The sequence below is a fragment of the Pseudoalteromonas luteoviolacea NCIMB 1942 genome, assembly GCF_001625595.1.
GTDB lineage: Bacteria > Pseudomonadota > Gammaproteobacteria > Enterobacterales > Alteromonadaceae > Pseudoalteromonas > Pseudoalteromonas luteoviolacea_A.
Window position 1 is genome coordinate 19,379 of the sequence record NZ_AUXT01000201.1, and the last position, 18,532, is coordinate 37,910.

Below are 18,532 nucleotides of genomic sequence, written 5' to 3' on the forward strand. Positions count from 1 at the left end.
GATTGCCTCATTGAGTTTTTGTTTAGACAGATTTAAAATGCGCCTCTGGAGACGCAATTTAAATCTGAAAAGCAGCCGGTTTAATTGAGCCATTGATTGAACTGTTCAGCCATAAAGTCGCGAATGATTGGCTGAGCTTTCTCATTAGGGTGTAAGTTATCGTTTTGCATGAGTGTTTTATCTACCGCCACCGGCACCATAAAGTAGTCCATTAAATGTGCACCTGTAGCTTTCGCTACTTTTTGATAGTTATTCGTAAACATTTTTGTGTACCGTGGGCCAAGGTTAGGTGGTATTTGAATTTCCATTATCGCCACTTCTGCGCCGCTGTTTTTGCTTTTTTCCACCAATTGAGAAAGGTGAGACCGGATCAGCTTAATTGGAAAGCCGCGGATCCCGTCGTTACCTCCTAATTCGATTAAAACATGGCTTGGTTTGTGCGCTTTGAGTTGCGCGTCGATATTTAGCAGTGCATTATCGGTGGTTTGGCCAGAGACGCTCATGTTGATAAGTAAGATCGATTTTTTTTCTTCAGCGTACTTATTTTGTAACAAATTAACCCAGTCTTGGTCTTGTTTAAGTCCGTAGCCCGCACTTAAGCTATCACCGATGATCATAATTTTAGTCTCGCTTGCATACGCAGCAATAGGTTGGTAAAGACAGGCGAGTAACACCACAAGTTTTAGGAAAATTCGAATCATGTCAGTACTTTCTCAGTTAAATATTATACAGGTCAAAGGACTTAATAAGACAGTAAGTACCTTTGAAGGTGACTTAGATATCCTTAGCGATATAAATTTCACTGTCAAGTCGGGTGAGTCTGTGGCCGTTGTTGGTACGTCTGGTTCCGGTAAGTCAACCTTGCTCAGCTTACTAGCTGGTTTAGATACCGGCTCTGCAGGTGAGGTATTCCTTGATGGTGAGGCACTTCATAAGCTGGATGAAGAGGAGCGAGCAAGGTTACGAGCTCAGAAAGTTGGCTTTGTATTTCAGTCATTTATGCTAGTACAAAGCCTAACAGCATTGGAAAATGTTATGTTACCCGCTGAATTAGCGGGTGATCAGTTGGCAAAAGAACAAGCCATGTCGCTACTCGAAAAAGTGGGTTTATCACATCGAATAGGCCATTACCCATCGCAATTGTCCGGTGGTGAGCAGCAGCGTGTAGCGATTGCTAGAGCTTTTATTGGATCGCCAAAAATTTTGTTTGCTGATGAACCGTCAGCCAATCTTGATAGCAAAAATGGTCACTTGATTGAAAAGTTGCTGTTTGACTTAAACAAACAAAACGGGACAACACTTATTTTGGTCACTCATGATGAAGCGTTAGCAAAGCAATGTGATCGCATTATTCATATTGAAGGGGGTCAGCTGGAAAAGATCCGCGAAGGAGAGGGAGCAAAAGCATATGTGGTATAAGTTAGCACTCACTCTTTTTTGGCGTGAGCTGCGTCGGGGAGAGTTAACCATTATTTTTGCTGCTATTGCGCTTGCTGTACTGACCGTGTTTAGTTTGTCCTCTGTGACAGAGCGGATCAGGCTGAACATAGAACAAAAATCTGCGGATTTTATTGCTGCTGATAGACGACTTGCAAGTAATCATCCAATCGACCTAGCATTTTTAGAAGAAGCAAAGAGTGTGGGCTTAAATACTGCACAGCAAATGTTTTTTGACTCGATGTTGTTTGCTAATGATGAGTTGGTTTTAGGGTCTATTAAAGCCGTTTCGCAGGGTTATCCTTTGCGCGGTAAAGTGACGCTAAAAAATGATTTTTTAGCATCTGAGTATGAAGTACAAGGTGTGCCTAAGTTAGGCGAGGTTTGGATCAGCGAAGGGTTGTTTTACAGCCTTGGATTGTCAGTCGGGGACGAAGTCGAAATTGGTGCGGGCGTATTTCGAGCAAGTAAAATCTTAGTGAGTGAGCCTGACGCGCCATTTTTCTCATTGGCGGGTAACAAGCGTGTGCTATTAAATTACGACGATATTGTAACGACTCAAGCTGTTCAGCCAGGAAGTCGAGTTTTCTATCGTATGTTATTTGCTGGTAACGAGCAGGCATTGACGGACTACTATGGATGGTTGAAGCCACAACTGAGAGAAAATCAAAACTGGCAGGGCATTAAAGATAGGCAGTCTCCGCTTGGTGAAAACTTAGCACGCTCAGAGAGTTTTCTATTGCTGGCTGGGTTGTTTGGGATCATGCTAGCTGCGGTGGCAATGGCTGTTTCCGCGAAGCGATACTGTGAGCGTCAATATGACCCTGTGGCAATGATGAAAACGTTGGGAGGAAGTCGCCACACGATACGCAATATATTTTTGCTTCACCTGTCTATGGTTACGCTGTTTTCTTTAACGATCGGTCTGATAATCGGCTTTGTTCTGCAGTCTGTTGCAACGGATTATTTAGCGAGTTTTATGAATACGCAACTACCGCAAGCAGGGTTAAAGCCTTGGGTCTTGGCTATTTCAATCGGTGTTGTTTGTGCACTGATGTTTTCTTTGAAGCCGCTTCTTGATCTATTTGATATTCCCCCTCTGCGTGTATTACGCCGCAATTTAGGCGATAAATTGGCGATAAGTAAAGTGCATATGGGGCTTTCCGTTTTGACTATTTTTTCTTTGATGTGGTTGTTCAGTGGTGAGCTGAAAACAACGTTACTTTTATTTGGTGGCACAGCGACTTTAATGCTCGTTCTGTTTGGCCTATCTCGGCTAATTTTTCGTGCAGGCAGAAAACTCGGGTTAAGTCCTGGCAGCAGCTGGTCATTGGCTATCGCTACGTTGCAAAAACGCGCAAATGCAAATGCGGTACAGTTGATCAGTTTTGCATTGGCAATTAAGCTGATGCTGTTCCTATTTGTACTAAAAAACGACCTTATATCTGATTGGCAAATGCAAGTGCCTGAAGACGCACCTAACGCATTTTTGATTAATATCAATGAATCTGAAGTGGCGAATATAGCGTCTTTCTTTGCAGAGCAAAAGATTGTCCACGAAGATATTTTTCCAATTTTCCGCGGTCGTGCCAATGGCTTAAATGGTGAAACATTCGCGCGCAGAACCTCGAAACAAGAAGGTGAAGAGCAGGATGATGATGCTAGAGAAGGCGTTGGTAGAGAGCTCAATCTTACTTGGATGACTGAGTTACCGTCTAGCAATGAAGTGATAGATGGGCAATGGTTTAACCCTGATAGCACGGAACTTGAAGTGTCAGTTTCTAAAGGGTTAGCTGAGCGGGTTGACATCAACGTGGGTGACACATTGACTTACTTGGTTAATGAGCGCACTTTTGATGCTAAGGTGACGAGCATTCGCAGTGTTGATTGGGGATCGTTAAAGCCTAACTTCGTGATGATTTTCAATCCTGTTGTGGCAGGAAAATTCCCTGTCACTTATTTTACAGCGGCAAAGTTTGCGGTAGAGGATGCTAAGTCGGTTAGTGAATTGCTAAAAGCTCACCCTACAATAAGTATGATTGATATTAAAAGCCAACTTGAGCAAGCACAATCCATGATTGCGCAGGTATCACTGGCCATTAGCTTTGTATTGGCTATCGTATTGACCAGTGGCGCTTTGGTACTGATCTCTCAGGTACAAGCGAGCCTTGCTGAGCGTATGCAAGAAATCGTTATACTGCGTACGTTAGGTGCTAAAGGGCGCTTGATCAAATTGGCAACGCTTTATGAGTTTTTATTGCTTGGAGCGTTAGCAGGGTTCGTCGCTGCGCTGGTGAGCGATATTACTTTGGTGATCATTCAGCGAGAGCTCTTTGATGTTGAAGGAAAGTTACACCCTTATATTTGGGCATTGGGACCGGTAAGTGGTGCGGCATTTGTTGCTGCGATTGGTTACTTTATGGTATCCAGTACCATGCGCCAAAATACGCAGGGGTTATTGCGTAAGCTTGTCTAATGGGCTCAAAAAAGTGAGTGGGCACAAACAAATGCCCATTCACATAAAATCTAAAGTATGTCTAATTGTTTAAGCGTCGCTTGGGCTTTTTTGACCCGAATTTTGACCATTTCTCTAAAAGTTGGTGCATACATATTAAATGCAAAATAATGCGTGCCTTGTGCATTTTCAACCTTGCCTACATACCAACCAACATAGGTTTGCCTCGCGATTGGTCCAGTACCTGTTTTAGCATAGAGTTTGTAGCCCTGATTACTTTCTTTTAAAAATATCGATTCAAAGGTCTGATAAGTCTTCTCACTCAGACCCAGTGATTTGTTGTCTAATCGACGTAAAAAATCTATTTGCTCAATTGCAGAAAGCTGTAGGCTTGAATTCAACCAAAAAGCATCTTGCGGCCCACTGATATCTTTATTGCCGTAGCTAAACTTGTCCAAATGAGCTTGGATCTGAGGCTTTGTCAAAGTATTAGTCCAGCCTTGATAAAGAGGTAATACTGAATTGTGAAAAGCATCTTTGAGGCGGATATCATCATTTAGCCAAGTATTTGGCCACCATTTTTCAGGTTTGTATTGCGCAGTATCAACTTGATATATTGACGTCGTATCGACTTTACGTTGCTCCAATAAAATAAGGGTATTTGGGATTTTGTAAGTAGAAAAGGGACTAAATGCGCGCTGCGCACGCTCTTTATTGATGATTTTCCATGTATCAGATTGTTCACTGTAAACGACCATGGTGCAGCGCTCGCCTTTTTGACAGCTTGATTGTGCAAGTAAGGGAATGGTTGTCGTTAAAAGAAGGCTGCTAAATAATAAGTATAGTGGTGAGCGCATGATGTACCTGTTTGGTTATTATAGTTGCACGCATACTATAAACATATATCTGACTGAGTGCTGAATTGAAAGTATCGCATTATGAGTCAGTCCTTCAAAATGCTAATACAAATTAAATCAATGCTTTGTGTTGAACTCGCGCTCGAAATTGGCTTGGAGTACACGACTTTAAAGCCAAAAACCGACGGTTAAAATTAGATAAATTGTTGAACCCACACTGATCGCTTATCACTGTGATAGGTGCTTGGGAGTTAATAAGTAACTTGCAGGCTTTAGCAATGCGTAGCTGATTAATAAACTCCGTGACGGTTTTTTCTGTACGCTTTTTAAAAAAACGATGGAAGTGATTGGTACTCATATGTGCTTGTTCAGCCAAAATATCTGCACTCAAGTGCTCTGTATAATTCTCATAGATAAAGTTGATCACTCTATCAAACTTGTCTTTGGCAGGGTCCTGCTGGTTCGAAAAATTAAACTCCATGCTTGACAGGGTTTGGTATACGTTACTCGCCATTAAGTTGAGTAAATTGAATAACAAGACATAGCGTTCAAGGGGGGTTGCATTACCCATTTGTAAAAACAACAATTCAGCTTGCTTGGCCACGTGAGTATCGAATTTTAATCCGCATTTTGCTTCATAGAGTAAAGAGCGCAGGCTATCTAGCTCTCTGTTGAACCTTAATTGTTGTTGTAGCCAAAGGGCGGGGATCTGAGCGACATGAACTTTTTGTGTGCTACCGTCTGAGTTCGGTTTTGACTGCCAAGTATGAGGTAATTCCGGGCCAAGTAAAACCAAGTCATAGTCACCAAATGGCGCGATATAGTCGCCAATATGGCACACTCCTTGGCTATTCAAGGTTAGGCAAATCTCGTACTCTGGATGATAGTGCCAATTAAATGGTATTTCATTGAGTTGGTACAAACAGTATCGCCATGAACAGTTGGATGATGGAATTACCTTTTCACACATCGCTTTCATAACATTATCCTTAATTATTTTTATCTTAATAATGGCAACCGCTTTAAGGTTAAATTTAACGGCTTTTTCGTTTTTTATTAATAATGCAATGGTCTCTACTAGTTTCTAATTTGGTTAAAACGGTTACATATAATTAAAGTTTTCATCATATTTAGATTGCGAAGTAATATTATTCAAATTGATTATAGTACTAACCAACTTTCTTCTAAAACCTCCCCTACAGACGATGACAACGCTATTACTTGATAGATTTGTACCTACATGAGATAGAAATTGCAAACACCTTGTCGCTCAGGCTGCTCAAATAAGTAACGGATGAAATTAGAGTTGTTAATTTTTGGTAGCGCTTTTTCTGAAAAGTGTTTCAGTCTAGCTGTTCATTAAAGTGGCAGATGAATGTGGTTACTAAGTCTTAAGTTGTATGGTCTTTCTCTAATCTTCTTGTCGAAAACAGATATAAAAATAATCAGAGAGAATAATGATGAAACATAGATTGTCCCCATTTAAATTGTCCCCCTTAACGTGTGCTGTTTTAGCTGGTGTATGGTCAACAGGTACTATGGCGGAATCGGTAGGCGCTCAACAAGAGCAAGTTGAAGTTATTGAGGTTAGAGGGATCAGAGCTTCAACAGAAAAAAGCTTAAACACCAAACGTTTTGCAGATGGTGTTGTTGACTCTATTACCGCAGAAGATATCGGTAAACTACCTGATATCACAATCGCTGACTCTTTACAGCGTGTACCGGGGATCCAAATTCGCCGAAGCGCGGGGGAGGGCTCTACCATTAACGTACGCGGAATGCCTCAAGTCACCACATTACTCAATGGTGAACAGTTTTTAAGTGCGGGCTCCATCTCAACGGTTCAACCCGACTTTACAGATATCCCTTCAAGTTTGGTTGGCGCGATGAATGTGATGAAGTCTCCTACTTCAGACACATTGGCAGGCGGGATTTCTGGTACTGTTGATTTATTGACTCGAAAACCATTTGATTTGGAAGAGGGCTATAGTGGTGCGGCGTTGGCAGAAGTTTCATCGGGGTCGTACTCAGAAGAGTCTGATCCTAAATTCATGGTTTCTGCAGGGTACAATGGTGAACGCTTCGCTATTTTAGCGACCGTTTCTTATGACGAAGTCAATCTTGCCAACTATCGGCTCGGCACCCTCAACGATGGTTGGGCTTATGCGCCATACGAAAATGACGAGGGGGCGGAGTGTTGGTTTTGCCCTAAAACGGATATAACAGGTGATGGTGACTTTGACGACGCCGAATTTACCTATGTTAACTACGGGATTATGAACCGCTTTACAGAGCGAGAGCGGACAGGGGCCACAGTCAGTTTTCAGGCTCAGTTGAGCGATAATTGGGTGTTTAGCAGCGATGTCTTTTATACAGATATGGATGATGCAGATCGACAAATGGGAATTACGGCTGACAATGCATGGGGCGGGCATTGGGATTGGCAAGAACAACATGATCCAATCAATCGCGGCACGCTATCAAACGGACATAACCTATATACCGCACAAGACATTACTCTGCACTCACCACGTGTGGTATCACACTCCGAGAGCCACACCAATCAACGAGAGTCGACGAATTTTAACTTTGAATTAGAGTACAAGGGAGATGGGAACTTTTCGGGCAAAGCAAGGTTTATTACCGCAGATGCACAGCGCAGTCATACTGAAAATGTGGCACAGGGTTATATGACAAACGGTCTTGCCCATGGTCTTAAAAGAAATGATGGTACAGGCCCTACAGCCGTAAACCCCAATGGTTATGGTCCGGACCCTATACCAATGAGGTTGAATTTCACTGGTGAACACCCGACATTATCAGTACCAGGGGAAGTGCAAGGAGAGGTGTTTGGCTCAAATATCGATCGCTACGCAATTGTATCCACTTATTCAGAAAACAATTACGATGAGGAGGCAAACCTAGATATTTTGCGATTTGATGGTGAATATGTTTTTGACCTTGGGCATCTAGAGAAAATGACCTTTGGAGTCAGGGCAAGTCAGCGAGATGTAACTCGAAATCAATATGTATTGTTGGCCCCTTTTTCTAATCCTGTTGGTGAAGGAAGCGTCAACGTAATGTGGAAAGACCAAGGTCTCGCAGCGTTTGATACCGATGGCAGCGGTGGCACACCTAGTGCGTCGGCTGGAGATATTACCATGGGTGCAGACACCCCATTCAATTTTAGCGGTTTGCCTCAAGGCTGGGTGAAAACAAATAATGATTTTGGCCCCGTTAATTTAGGTGAGTACTACTTTGTTGACCCGCGTCAGCTAGATGACCCTTTTGCTTTCCAAAATAGCCTGTACCCAAACAATATCAGAGGTGGAGTACCCGGAAGCTCTTATACGGTTGAGGAGAAAACACAGTCTGTTTACTGGCGAGCTGATTTTTCGAATGATTTTTATCGTGCTAATGCCGGTTTTCAATACATTAAAACAGAGCTAGATATCTTACAAAATAAAGTTGGCGCTTCTATTTGTAGTAATTGCCCAGCAGAAGTGGCTGAGGACGACGGTGATATTATTTCGAATCGTTCTTTCAACGATTTTTTACCATCTGTGAATGTGGCGTTTAACCTGCAAGAGGACCTAATCTTACGTGCATCTTGGGGTAAGACTATGACGCGTCTTGACCTAAAGGAGCTGGCGGGAGGGTTAACAATCAGCCGAGCACGTGCGGGTGACGAGCTGGCCGCATCAGAAGGAATAAGCCCTGATTTGCTGATAGCAACCAATGCCACAATGCAAGGTAACCCAGATCTCGAACCTTGGCGAGCGGAAAATACCGATGTGACACTCGAGTGGTACTTCTCATCGAGTGCGCTGTTGAGCGCCGCTATTTTTAACATTGACCTAGAGTCTTTTATCGAGTCAGCGCAGTGGCAAATCCCAGTTGAAGACGCTGATGGTGTGCTACGTAGAAATGTAACAGTAAGAGGTCAAGTGAATGGTAGCGGCGGTACAATGAAAGGTGCTGAGCTGAGCTACCAACAAGCTTTTGACTTTTTGCCCGGTTTCTGGAGTGGATTTGGTGCTGCTTTTAACTACACCTATTCAGAAAGTGAAAGTGGCAAAACAGGGTTTGGTGGTGAAGCAATGCCACTTGTTGATAATTCAAAAGAATCAGGTAATGCCGTACTTTGGTATGAACGGGATGGTTTTCAATTCAGATTGGCGGCAAATTACCGTTCTAAGCGTTTACATGTTATCTCGACACCGGGCGGTATGAACGATATAGGTATTTGGACAGAGCCAACGACCTATATTGACCTGTCTGCCAGTTACGATGTGAATGATCATTTCACTGTGTATATGTCTGGCAGTAACTTAACTGAGGAGTATGAATCTCAATATGCGCAATGGAAAGATAATCGTATGGCGCAAAATATTTATGAGCGACGTTTAACATTTGGTGTTCGTGGACGTTGGTAAGCTAATTGTATTTCCTAATCAAGAAAGGCCCTGTGTGGCCTTTCTTTTTCTAGGCGCATTTGACCTATTATTGCTACTCCTAAAATATTATTTCGTGAATTAATAATTCGAAGAAGTTTTCTTAAACACGTGAGGTGCCACTAAGGTTGTCTTTTTATAATCACCTTCGCCAACACCCATGAACACTATTGGCAAATATTTATCTGCAAAATTCGTCTAACATTAAAATACTATAAAATTACACTTTGCGTTTTGTTTTGGAATAATTTGACGTTAGAATGATTCTCTTTTGCGTGGATATATGAACTAAATTCACGTCCATAAACGTGGTATTTGAAGCACACCTCATAGCAGTGAATTCAGACGCTATGCTTAAAAAAAGCGCATACGTTAAGCTGTAGTTATTTGATCTCTCTTAAATAGTCTTAGTTTATTGCATGTTTTCTAAGTACACATTTTAGTACTAAATTATTGGCCCTTAACGAGCTTACTCGTGAGCTTGAATTGTATTGATAAAGGGTTGAAAAGTGCCGCAAAGTCTTGCTATTTAGCGGCAAACTAGCCTTATTCGACGAGTTAAGGTGATGGCGGATTCCCCTTGGATCATTTGTCTGCCAACAAACAGATCCTATTTTTGCCATCACCTTTTTATTAAAATAAGGTACTATAAATGAAAAAGAATTTGCCTGCTGTGGGCATGGTACTCGCAACTTTCTTTGTGATTTCCTTTTTTACAAACATTCTTGGTCCAATCTTTCCTGAATTGATCCGAAGTTTTGATATTGGATTAGCGCTAGCTGGGTTTTTCCCATTTGCATTTTTTGCAGCTTATGGTGTGATGTCCATACCGGCAGGGCTTCTTGTACAGCGTACAAATGAAAAAATTGTCATTTTGTTAGCATTTACTCTTTCCGCTTTCGGCGCACTGTTATTTGCCATTTTCCCATCTTTCGAACTTGCAATGGCCGCATTATTTTTAATCGGTAGCGCAATGGCATTGTTACAGGTTTCTATCAACCCGTTGCTGCGACGTTGTGGTGGCAGCCAGCACTTTGCACTGCTATCTGTGGTGGCCCAATTAATGTTTGGCGCGGGTGCCACTTTGTCACCTGTTGTGTATCTTCGTCTTTCTAACCTAGCTGAAGACGAAAGTACCCTGCTCAGTACAATAGTACCAGAGACTATGAGTTGGCTGAGTATGTATTGGCTTTTCGCATTGATGAGTTTTGTGATGTTGATTTGGGTTGCTGCAACTCAATTTGAGAAAACGCACTCAAGCTCAGAACAACAGAGGTTTAGTTGGCGTGAATGCGTTGCATTGTTTAGAAATACCACCGTGGTTAAGTTCTTTTTCGCGATTGCAGCATATGTCGCTTTGGAGCAAGGCATCGCAAACTCGATAGGTATTTTTTTACATCAAACACATGCGCTTGATGCAAAGCTAGTAGGGGCAACAGTTGTGAGTGAGTTTTGGATGATGCTCACTGTGGGGTGTTTTTTCGGTTTGGCACTTATGAAGCTGTGCGACGTGAGAAAGTTATTGTCTTGGTTTTGCATTGGTGCTGCTGTGAGCTTATCGTTAGCCGTAACAGGCACTGCCGAAGTCGCAGTTATCGCGTTTCCAATTACTGGCTTTTTTCTCTCAATTTTATGGTCTGGGTTGTTTTCTTTAGCACTGAACTCTTTTGACAAAGAGCATGGAGCTATCGCTGGCATTCTATGTACTGGAATCATTGGAGGGGCATTTGCATCCCCAATCATAGGCTTGTTTGCGGAGGTTTTCGGCTCGTTGCAAATTGCTCTATTCACTCTTTTGATACCGACAGGGTACATTTTCTATGTCGCCATCGCGGCTCAACCAATCGTAAACAATCACACGATACGTTTGTTTAGTAAAAAACCGTCGGAGCAGGAAGCATAATTGATGACAGGTAAAATTGTATGTATTGATCTAGGTGGTACTAAAGCGCTGTGCGGATTGGCGTTTCAAGGTGCAGTAGAAAATGTTAAGCGTTATCCTGTACCTTCTTACGCCGCTAAAAACGAGATGACTTCCTACATAATTGATTTGATTGATAAAATAATAACGGACGACTGTACGGGTATTGCGATTGGTATTCCCGGAGTGGTTGATAGTGATTCTGGTTATGTCTTTGAAGTGACGAATATTCCAAATTGGCGAAATATCAACTTAGCGGGTATTTTAAGAACGCGATTTCAGGTGCCTGTGATGGTGCACAATGATGTTAATTGCTTTGCGTATGGTGAATATAAGTATGGAGCGCACTTTGACAAAGGTCTGCCATGCCAAACGCTTTTAGGTGTTTGCCTCGGTACTGGACTTGGCGCGGGAGTTATTATTTCAGGCAAGCTGCACGAAGGGCGTCACGGGCTTGCGGGAGAGTTTGGGAGTGCACCTTATTTGAAAAAAACTCTTGAGGATTATTGTAGCGGTCAGTTTTTTCGCAATTTAGATACGGATGGCGCGAATGAATATGAGTTGGCACTTTCTGGTAACCAAGGCGCGCTCAATCTTTTCGAACAATTAGGTAATCACTTAGGTGTGGCAATTGCCCATATGCAACTTGCCTATGACCCGGATGTGATTGTGTTAGGGGGGTCGGTTTCTAATGCCTATCATCTCTTCGAAGCGGCAATGCACGCTCGTTTTGCTCAATTTGAACAGTGTGAACAACTTAAAATATGTATTAGCTCACTTCCTGATGCAGCTTTGGTTGGTGCATGTGAGCTGTTTTATCAGAGATATATCACTGAATTGAAAAGCTATCAATCTGCTTGATGACAAGAAATTGGGTATGGCTTGACGCCATACCCAAAGTCGATGGGAAATAAACTTTAATCAACCGTAGTTATCACGGTATCAATCAAGTGTACAACGCCGTTTGCGGTATAAATGTCTTTTTGTGTGACATTGCTCCCTTCAATTTGCAATCCAGACGTCGGTAGAGATACTTGCCACCACACATTGTTGACACCATTGCCTGTATTTTGGCCCGCCTCAGTATCACCACTGAACATATATAATGGTCTTCCTAAGTAGGCTGCTTGCATTGAACCGTCTTGTCTTGATACTAGTGACAATCCAGGAATGTTAGAGATTTGCTCTGCCGTTGCGATGACTGGTGGCCAATTCGTCGCGCACGCATCATTACACTGGCTTTGAGAGAAAGTAAGGTCATTGTCAAACACATACAGGGTAAAGCCAGCTTTGGCGAGGGCGTTCCCGACAATGAGCATTTGCGAGGCAGCACTATACGCTACGGCATCTGAGTTAGTATTGATAGTACTGGCAAAATCAACAACTTTAATATCTAGCATGTTGGTAGCAAGCGTTTCTACTTGTTTCCCGTTGAGTTTTAAAGCGGTCGTAGCTGGTGCTTCAAGGCCCAAAACATGTTGAGTAAGTACTTGAGCCAATGCAGGAACATCGGCTAATAACGCGTTAAGTGTCGCTGTCGGTATCTTTTCAAAGGCGCGATTAGTCGGCGCGAATACTGTGAACTTTTTGCTAGTGTCAGATAATGTTGTAACTAAGTTTGCAGTGGTTAAAGCGGTCACTAAAGTGCTTAATGAATCTGTCTCTACTGCCACATCGACAATTGTTTTTGTAGTGTCTGTTTTCTCTACCGGTGGCATGATCACTTTATCCAATACGTGTATCACACCATTATCAGCGTTTACGTTAGCAGTTCTAATCACGGCGTCGTCAATAAACAGCTTGCTATCAACTATACTCAGCGCGGCATTGTCTGAATTGGCCATCATTACCATGTTATTGTTTGATGTTGCGACAGCTGCGGCGGCATCAGACATTATGTTTTGGCCCGAGACGACATGATACAAGAGGATATCTGACAGCATCTGTGTATCTGCTGCAAGTGCATCAAGGGTGGCTTGACCCAAAGCTGCAAATGCTGCATCGGTTGGTGCAAACACTGTGAATTTAGTCGTCGGACCTGAAAGCACTTGATCTAGTCCTGTCGCACTGAGCAGGCTAACTAAAGTACTGAATGACCCTGCATTTTGAGCAACTTGCGGGATCAACCCTAAAGATTCAGGAACGATAACATCGGCTACAACGACAGCATCTATTACGTGAATGATACCGTTAGACGCGGCTATGTCCGTTTGAGTCACAGTGACGCCTGCAAATTTCAACATATCTTTTGTCGCATCTATTGTGACAGGCAACTGATTATTAAGTAGGGTTGTGGCGCTTTTGCCATTTAATGACATCGCGGTGACTGCGTCCACGTTGCCCGAAACAATGTGCTGTTTCAAAATGTCGCCAAGTACGTCAGAGTTGGCGAGCAAAGTGTTAATGGTATCAGTACCCAGTGCGGCAAATGCTGCATCGGTTGGTGCAAACACGGTAAGTGGGCCAGCACCAGTTAAGGCGCTACTGAGGCCTGCAGTTTCAGCTGCCTTGAGTAATGTGGTGAATGACCCCGCAGCGGTTGCGACTTCGGCAATATTTTGCGTTGAAGTTGTTTGGGCTGGTGGCATCAACACTGCATCAATGACATGAATGACACCGTTGTCGGTTGTAATGTCCGTTTGTGTGACGGTTGCAGTGTTGATCAGTAAGCTATCGCCAGACAGTGACAAGGCAATTTTAGCGCCATTGACAGTTTCGGCTGTTTGCCCTGCAAGTGACAGCGCCGTTTCTGCGTTTACTTCTGAATTAAGAACATGGTATGTCAAAATTTCGCTAAGCGTGTCGGTGTCAGCCAGTAAAGCATTGATGGTCTCTGTGCCTAGTAAGTCAAATGCTGCGTCAGTTGGTGCAAACACGGTAAAGTTATTGTTGGTATTGTCGAGTGTTGCGTCCAATCCAGTTGCGTCCAATGCTGCGACCAGCGTAGTAAATGACCCGGCAGCTTTGGCTGCATCATACACAGAGTTTTCTGGTTTTTCTGGGGCTGGTGTGATGACAGGGTCATTATCGTCAGAGCAGGCTGCGAGTGTCGTCATTGCAGCGACGAGTGCGAGTTTAGCAATAGTATTCACGATCATCTCCGTTGGAGTGGTTGATTTTTCGGCAATACGGCGAGGTTTTAAAATAAAATCATGATTTTTAAAAGTGGGTTGCTTTTTTATTGCAAGAGTTAACATTTATAGTTTTATCTAAAGCTGTCTCTTGTATTTTAAATTATTGAATTTAAATATAAATTCCCTTTTTAAAGAAAGGTATAATTAAATTATATTTTTTAATTTATCTGCAAACTGAAATACCCATGAGAAGATATAGATTGAAGCTCTGGCAAATATCTATCCGCTATGGGTATTGTATTTGGTTAATGACTTAGTGATTGCGTATTTCTCTCACTCTGTAGTCATAGAGCTTTGTTCTGTAGCGGTAAGATGAATCTGTAGACCGATACTCTACGATATGTTCACCGATACTTCGGTAAGTATTTACGTATTGCTAAGAGCAGCTCTCAATGACGCCTGATGGCACCTTTGTCCAAGCACTTGCGCTGCCTGCAAAGGCAATGAAAACCGCACACAGTATCAATTTTAATTTGTACATAACGTTTTCTTTTTTGAATGTATTTTGTGTTGCATTTACAGCTTAAAAAGCACTTTGCATCTGTTCAAAAGTTATGCAGTTTATCGGATGGCTTTACATGTGAATTGAGTTGAATGGTATAAGGTTAGAACCGTGTAAAGGTCCTTTAGGTGGCGTAATTGCGGGTGCTTGTTGTGCAGGTTAGCGATTAAAAATGCGATATCGCTTCTCCTTTAATCGTGCTCTTGAAAAGCGAATTGTGCAGAAGCATTCGCACTCAGTTTGTGACGTGTCTAAAATGGTGTCCAAAGACGTGTCCAGCCCAGTGTTTCTGTGACACGCTTGGACAGTTGAAGTGTCCGTTCGGACACCATAAAAAAATAATAAAATAAAAAATACAATTATATCAGTGGTTTAAAGTTAATTAAATGTTGGCACTGTCTTCGCTTTTATCTATGCATAGAAAGTTAAAAGGTGAACACTATGATAGATGGAACGCAGTCTCAAGATGAATTGATTACGCCAAATAAAACCAAGGGCAAGGTGAAATATGCCTTAATCGCTTTACTAATGACAGTTATGACCGTTGTTTCTATTCCTGCAATTAGTCAGTGGTATGCAGGGATCAAAACAGTACCCTATGAGCAGCTTCTGACCGCAAAAGTAGTAAGACAAGATTTAATTCGAGATGTTTCTGTGTCAGGACGTTTAGTGGCTGCCAACGCGCCGCAGATATATAGCCCGGAACCTGGTCAAGTAACTTTATTGGCTAAGCCGGGCGATTCAGTGGATAACAACACACTCATTGCCCGTATTGAGAGTCCTGAGCTAGATGCTTTGATTGAGCAACAAATGTCGTTATTAGCGCAGCTCAAGCTTGAAGCCGATAGAGGGTTGTTGGCTGATGATGAAGCTCAACTTGATTTAGAGCGCAGTTTGGATGAAGCCACTGTCCGCTTAAACGCCGCTAAACGGGAGCAACTCCGTTCACAAGAGTCCTTTGAAAAACAAGTGATTAGCCAGTTAGATTACGCAAGAAGCCAAGACACATTACTCGAAGCTGATTTGATGCATCAACATGCTCAAAAACGTGTGGATCTGGCAAAAAAGCGATTAACTTTTGAAGCGAAAACTAGAGATTTTACTGTAAAACGTCAAAAGCAGATCCTTGACGAACTAAAACGAAGAAAGCGTGCTTTAGAGGTTCAAGCACCGGTGTCCGGAGTTGTTGGCAACTGGCTAGTACAACAAAAAGAAGCGGTGGCAGATGCGCAAGCTCTGATGACCATAGTGGATTTATCTGAATACGAAGCAGAGCTTCACGTACCTGAGTTTTACGCTGATGACTTGGGTATTGGGCTCAATGTGGAGCTGACGTTAGCAGGTCAACTACTGGATGGGAAAATCAGCTCTGTTTCTCCTGAAATTGACCAGAACCAGATCGTTGTGCGTGTAAAAGTGGCGAGTAACACGGGGACAAAGTTGCGTCAAAACCAGCGTATCAATGGCCGGATTGAATTTGAAAAAAAACCGCAGGTATTGCAAGTGAAAAGAGGCCCTTTCCTTAGCGCTTATGGTGGTAAAAAAGCGTTTATTATCGCCGAAAACGTTGCGAATTTACGTGAAATTAAGACCGGAGCTACCAGTGTGGATTACATTGAGCTAATTGCAGGCGTGAAAGAAGGGGATGAAATCATTATCTCGGATTACGAGGCGTTTAGCCAAAGTCAGACATTTAATATTGATAAATAAGAATAAAATTTATAAAGGATAAGATAATGCTTTCAATGAAAAACATTAGCAGAGTATATAGAAGTGAAACAATTCAAACTCACGCTCTAAGGGACTTTAGTTTAGAGGTCGAGAAAGGAGAGTTTGTTGCGGTCACCGGCCCATCTGGTTCAGGTAAATCAACATTCTTAAATGTGGCTGGCTTATTAGATGGCTTTACACAAGGCGAATATACCTTAGATGGCACAAACGTTAGTGGTTTATCAGACGATGATTTGTCGCGTTTAAGAAATGAAAAAATAGGATTTATTTTTCAAAATTACAACCTCATTCCGGACTATAGCATTTTTGACAATGTTGACATGCCACTACGCTATCGTGGACTCAGTGCGAAACAAAGACGTAACCGGATAGAATATGCGCTTGAGTTAGTGGGCTTGGCCAGTCGACACAACTATCTACCGAGCCAACTGTCTGGTGGCCAGCAGCAACGTGTCGCTATTGCAAGAGCTTTAGCAGGAGAGCCGAAAATACTATTAGCAGATGAACCCACTGGTAATTTGGACTCGTTAATGGCTAGGCAAATTATGGACTTACTCAAAGAAATCAATGCTGAGGGGAGCACTATTATTATGGTCACACATGACCCGGATCAGGCAAGGGAGGTAAATCGTAATATACAAATTATTGATGGCCAAATCACCGACTACAGTATTTACGCCCCAATGCAGCCAGACTCGAGCATTGCACTTGATAAACAATTGCCAGCATAAGAAGGGAGTTAATAATAGAAATGTTTTTATATTACATACATTTATTTGCGCGTAATGTTAAGCGAACGCCACTCTTTTTTGCTCTTGTGGCTTTAACGTTATCGATTGGCATTGGCACATTATTAGCTAATTTATCGATGTTGTCTCTTATGTATAAAGATCCGATCCCGGGTAAGAGCGAGCAGATCTTTAACGTAAATATGAATACCTACGCAGGGGCAAACAATCGGTTTGGAAGCATGCATGTACTGAGATACAGTGACGCAAAAGCAATTTTGGACTCGAAGGTTGCGAACAATGCGACAATGCACTATTCAAGTATGGTTTATAGTCGCAGAGCAGATTCCCAAGACTTAACACGTTATGCCAGTCCAACGCGTGCAACCACGGCCTCATTTTTTGATGTAATGGGCGCTCAATTTGCCTATGGAGAACCCTGGAAAAATAAACATAGCAATAACATTGTGATTGGTCATGAGCTAAACGCTAAGCTGTTTGGTGGAGCGAATAGTGTTGGAGAAAAGCTGGAACTGCAAGGCAAAATTTACACAATTGTGGGGGTGCTTAAGCCTTGGGAAATGCGCCCACTGTTTTACCATGCTTCTGAAGGAAAAGCATTTGATAAGACCGATGATATTTTCGTTCCCATTGAAGTGGCTATCGACAATAATTGGGCTGTTTTTGCTCGCACGATGTCGACCGACAGTTATACAACGCTCGACCAAACACGTCAGATTAATGCGTACTACATCCAAGTCTTTGTTGAGCTATTAGATGACAAGCAACGCCTTGCATTTCAGACTTTCATAGATGGTTATGCTAATCAGCTGAAAGAAAAAGGTAACCACCGCCATGAGGTAGATAATCGACTCTACAACGTCAAGGAGTGGTTAGATGAAAATGAAGTCGTCAATAAAGATCTACTGGCTTTTACGATTGCGACAGGTTTGTTTTTATTGGTTTGTATTTTCAATGCCAACAGTTTGATGTTATCGCGATATCAAGCGAGTCAGTTTGAAGCGAACTTAAGACGAGCTGTTGGCGCGAGTAAAAAGCAAGTGTTCTTTCAAGGTGTGGTAGAAAGCATCATACTTGGCTTTATCTGCGCGTTACTTTCCTTTGTTTTGGCATTCAGCTTATTAGCCCTTTATAGACAATTATTTGATGAGCTCGCGCCGGTAGCTGAACTGCCGCTGCATATGCTTGTAATTGGCTTTGGGGTTGCCTTGACCTCTAGCCTCTTGAGTACAGTATATCCGTTAATTCAAGGTACTCGCACATCACTTGCAAGCATTTTAAAATAGGGAGTA

At 42.5% G+C, this 18,532-nt stretch carries 12 protein-coding genes; 8 read left to right on the forward strand and 4 right to left on the reverse strand.

All coding sequences use genetic code 11. The features are described from left to right. Positions 1-80 precede the first annotated feature (80 nt). Positions 81-701 carry an arylesterase gene (locus N482_RS20135; protein ID WP_063378765.1) on the reverse strand — a complete coding sequence of 207 codons (621 nt, stop codon included), beginning with the start codon at positions 699-701 and terminating at the stop codon, positions 81-83. Here N482_RS20135 and N482_RS20140 point away from each other — a divergent pair. Together N482_RS20140 and N482_RS20145 are read left to right on the forward strand one after the other, a co-directional pair. Next, complete coding sequence (locus N482_RS20140; RefSeq protein ID WP_063378766.1) at positions 700-1,419, forward strand: ABC transporter ATP-binding protein; 720 nt, start codon at positions 700-702, stop codon at positions 1,417-1,419. The two genes, N482_RS20135 and N482_RS20140, sit on opposite strands and share 2 nt — an antisense overlap. Further along, positions 1,409-3,913, forward strand: coding sequence for an ABC transporter permease (locus N482_RS20145; protein ID WP_063378767.1), 2,505 nt, complete (start codon positions 1,409-1,411; stop codon positions 3,911-3,913). The genes N482_RS20140 and N482_RS20145 overlap by 11 nt, the downstream gene beginning before the upstream one ends. Positions 3,914-3,963: 50 nt before the next feature. Here N482_RS20145 and N482_RS20150 read toward each other — a convergent pair whose 3' ends face one another. Next, the gene (locus N482_RS20150) at positions 3,964-4,749 is read right to left on the reverse strand and encodes a penicillin-binding transpeptidase domain-containing protein (RefSeq protein WP_063378768.1); all 786 of its coding nucleotides are present in this window, start codon (positions 4,747-4,749) and stop codon (positions 3,964-3,966) included. Between the two features lie 112 nt (positions 4,750-4,861). Next, a complete protein-coding gene (locus N482_RS20155; RefSeq protein ID WP_063378769.1) occupies positions 4,862-5,728 on the reverse strand; it encodes an AraC family transcriptional regulator in 867 nt (288 codons plus the stop codon). Between the two features lie 478 nt (positions 5,729-6,206). Between N482_RS20155 and N482_RS20160 the strand changes: the two genes are divergently transcribed. The 3 genes from N482_RS20160 (at position 6,207) to N482_RS20170 (ending at position 11,985) form a co-directional block, all read left to right on the forward strand. Beyond that, on the forward strand, positions 6,207-9,185 hold the full coding sequence (locus N482_RS20160; RefSeq protein ID WP_231100903.1) for a TonB-dependent receptor: 2,979 nt from the start codon (positions 6,207-6,209) through the stop codon (positions 9,183-9,185). A gap of 670 nt (positions 9,186-9,855) precedes the next feature. Beyond that, a complete protein-coding gene (locus N482_RS20165) occupies positions 9,856-11,106 on the forward strand; it encodes an MFS transporter (RefSeq protein WP_063378770.1) in 1,251 nt (416 codons plus the stop codon). A gap of 3 nt (positions 11,107-11,109) precedes the next feature. Continuing rightward, positions 11,110-11,985 (forward strand): ROK family protein, encoded by an 876-nt coding sequence (locus N482_RS20170; protein ID WP_063378771.1) that lies wholly within the window; start codon positions 11,110-11,112, stop codon positions 11,983-11,985. Between the two features lie 56 nt (positions 11,986-12,041). Here N482_RS20170 and N482_RS20175 read toward each other — a convergent pair whose 3' ends face one another. Then, positions 12,042-14,216: a fasciclin domain-containing protein gene (locus N482_RS20175; RefSeq protein ID WP_063378828.1), complete on the reverse strand. Its 2,175-nt coding sequence runs from the start codon at positions 14,214-14,216 to the stop codon at positions 12,042-12,044. Positions 14,217-15,201: 985 nt separating this feature from the next. Here N482_RS20175 and N482_RS20180 point away from each other — a divergent pair. The 3 genes from N482_RS20180 to N482_RS20190 are packed head-to-tail and all read left to right on the forward strand — an operon-like array spanning position 15,202 to position 18,526. Beyond that, positions 15,202-16,470 (forward strand): efflux RND transporter periplasmic adaptor subunit, encoded by a 1,269-nt coding sequence (locus N482_RS20180; RefSeq protein ID WP_063378772.1) that lies wholly within the window; start codon positions 15,202-15,204, stop codon positions 16,468-16,470. Between the two features lie 26 nt (positions 16,471-16,496). Further along, complete coding sequence (locus N482_RS20185) at positions 16,497-17,222, forward strand: ABC transporter ATP-binding protein (RefSeq protein ID WP_063378773.1); 726 nt, start codon at positions 16,497-16,499, stop codon at positions 17,220-17,222. Between the two features lie 20 nt (positions 17,223-17,242). Further along, on the forward strand, positions 17,243-18,526 hold the full coding sequence (locus tag N482_RS20190) for an ABC transporter permease (RefSeq protein ID WP_063378774.1): 1,284 nt from the start codon (positions 17,243-17,245) through the stop codon (positions 18,524-18,526). Positions 18,527-18,532 lie beyond the last annotated feature (6 nt).

Coding starts and splice junctions, on each gene's coding strand:
- N482_RS20140 (WP_063378766.1), top strand. CDS start 700: ATGTCAGTACTTTCTCAGTTAAATATTATACAGGTCAAAGGACTTAAT.
- N482_RS20135 (WP_063378765.1), bottom strand. CDS start 701: ATGATTCGAATTTTCCTAAAACTTGTGGTGTTACTCGCCTGTCTTTAC.
- N482_RS20145 (WP_063378767.1), top strand. CDS start 1,409: ATGTGGTATAAGTTAGCACTCACTCTTTTTTGGCGTGAGCTGCGTCGG.
- N482_RS20150 (WP_063378768.1), bottom strand. CDS start 4,749: ATGCGCTCACCACTATACTTATTATTTAGCAGCCTTCTTTTAACGACA.
- N482_RS20155 (WP_063378769.1), bottom strand. CDS start 5,728: ATGAAAGCGATGTGTGAAAAGGTAATTCCATCATCCAACTGTTCATGG.
- N482_RS20160 (WP_231100903.1), top strand. CDS start 6,207: ATGATGAAACATAGATTGTCCCCATTTAAATTGTCCCCCTTAACGTGT.
- N482_RS20165 (WP_063378770.1), top strand. CDS start 9,856: ATGAAAAAGAATTTGCCTGCTGTGGGCATGGTACTCGCAACTTTCTTT.
- N482_RS20170 (WP_063378771.1), top strand. CDS start 11,110: ATGACAGGTAAAATTGTATGTATTGATCTAGGTGGTACTAAAGCGCTG.
- N482_RS20180 (WP_063378772.1), top strand. CDS start 15,202: ATGATAGATGGAACGCAGTCTCAAGATGAATTGATTACGCCAAATAAA.
- N482_RS20185 (WP_063378773.1), top strand. CDS start 16,497: ATGCTTTCAATGAAAAACATTAGCAGAGTATATAGAAGTGAAACAATT.
- N482_RS20190 (WP_063378774.1), top strand. CDS start 17,243: ATGTTTTTATATTACATACATTTATTTGCGCGTAATGTTAAGCGAACG.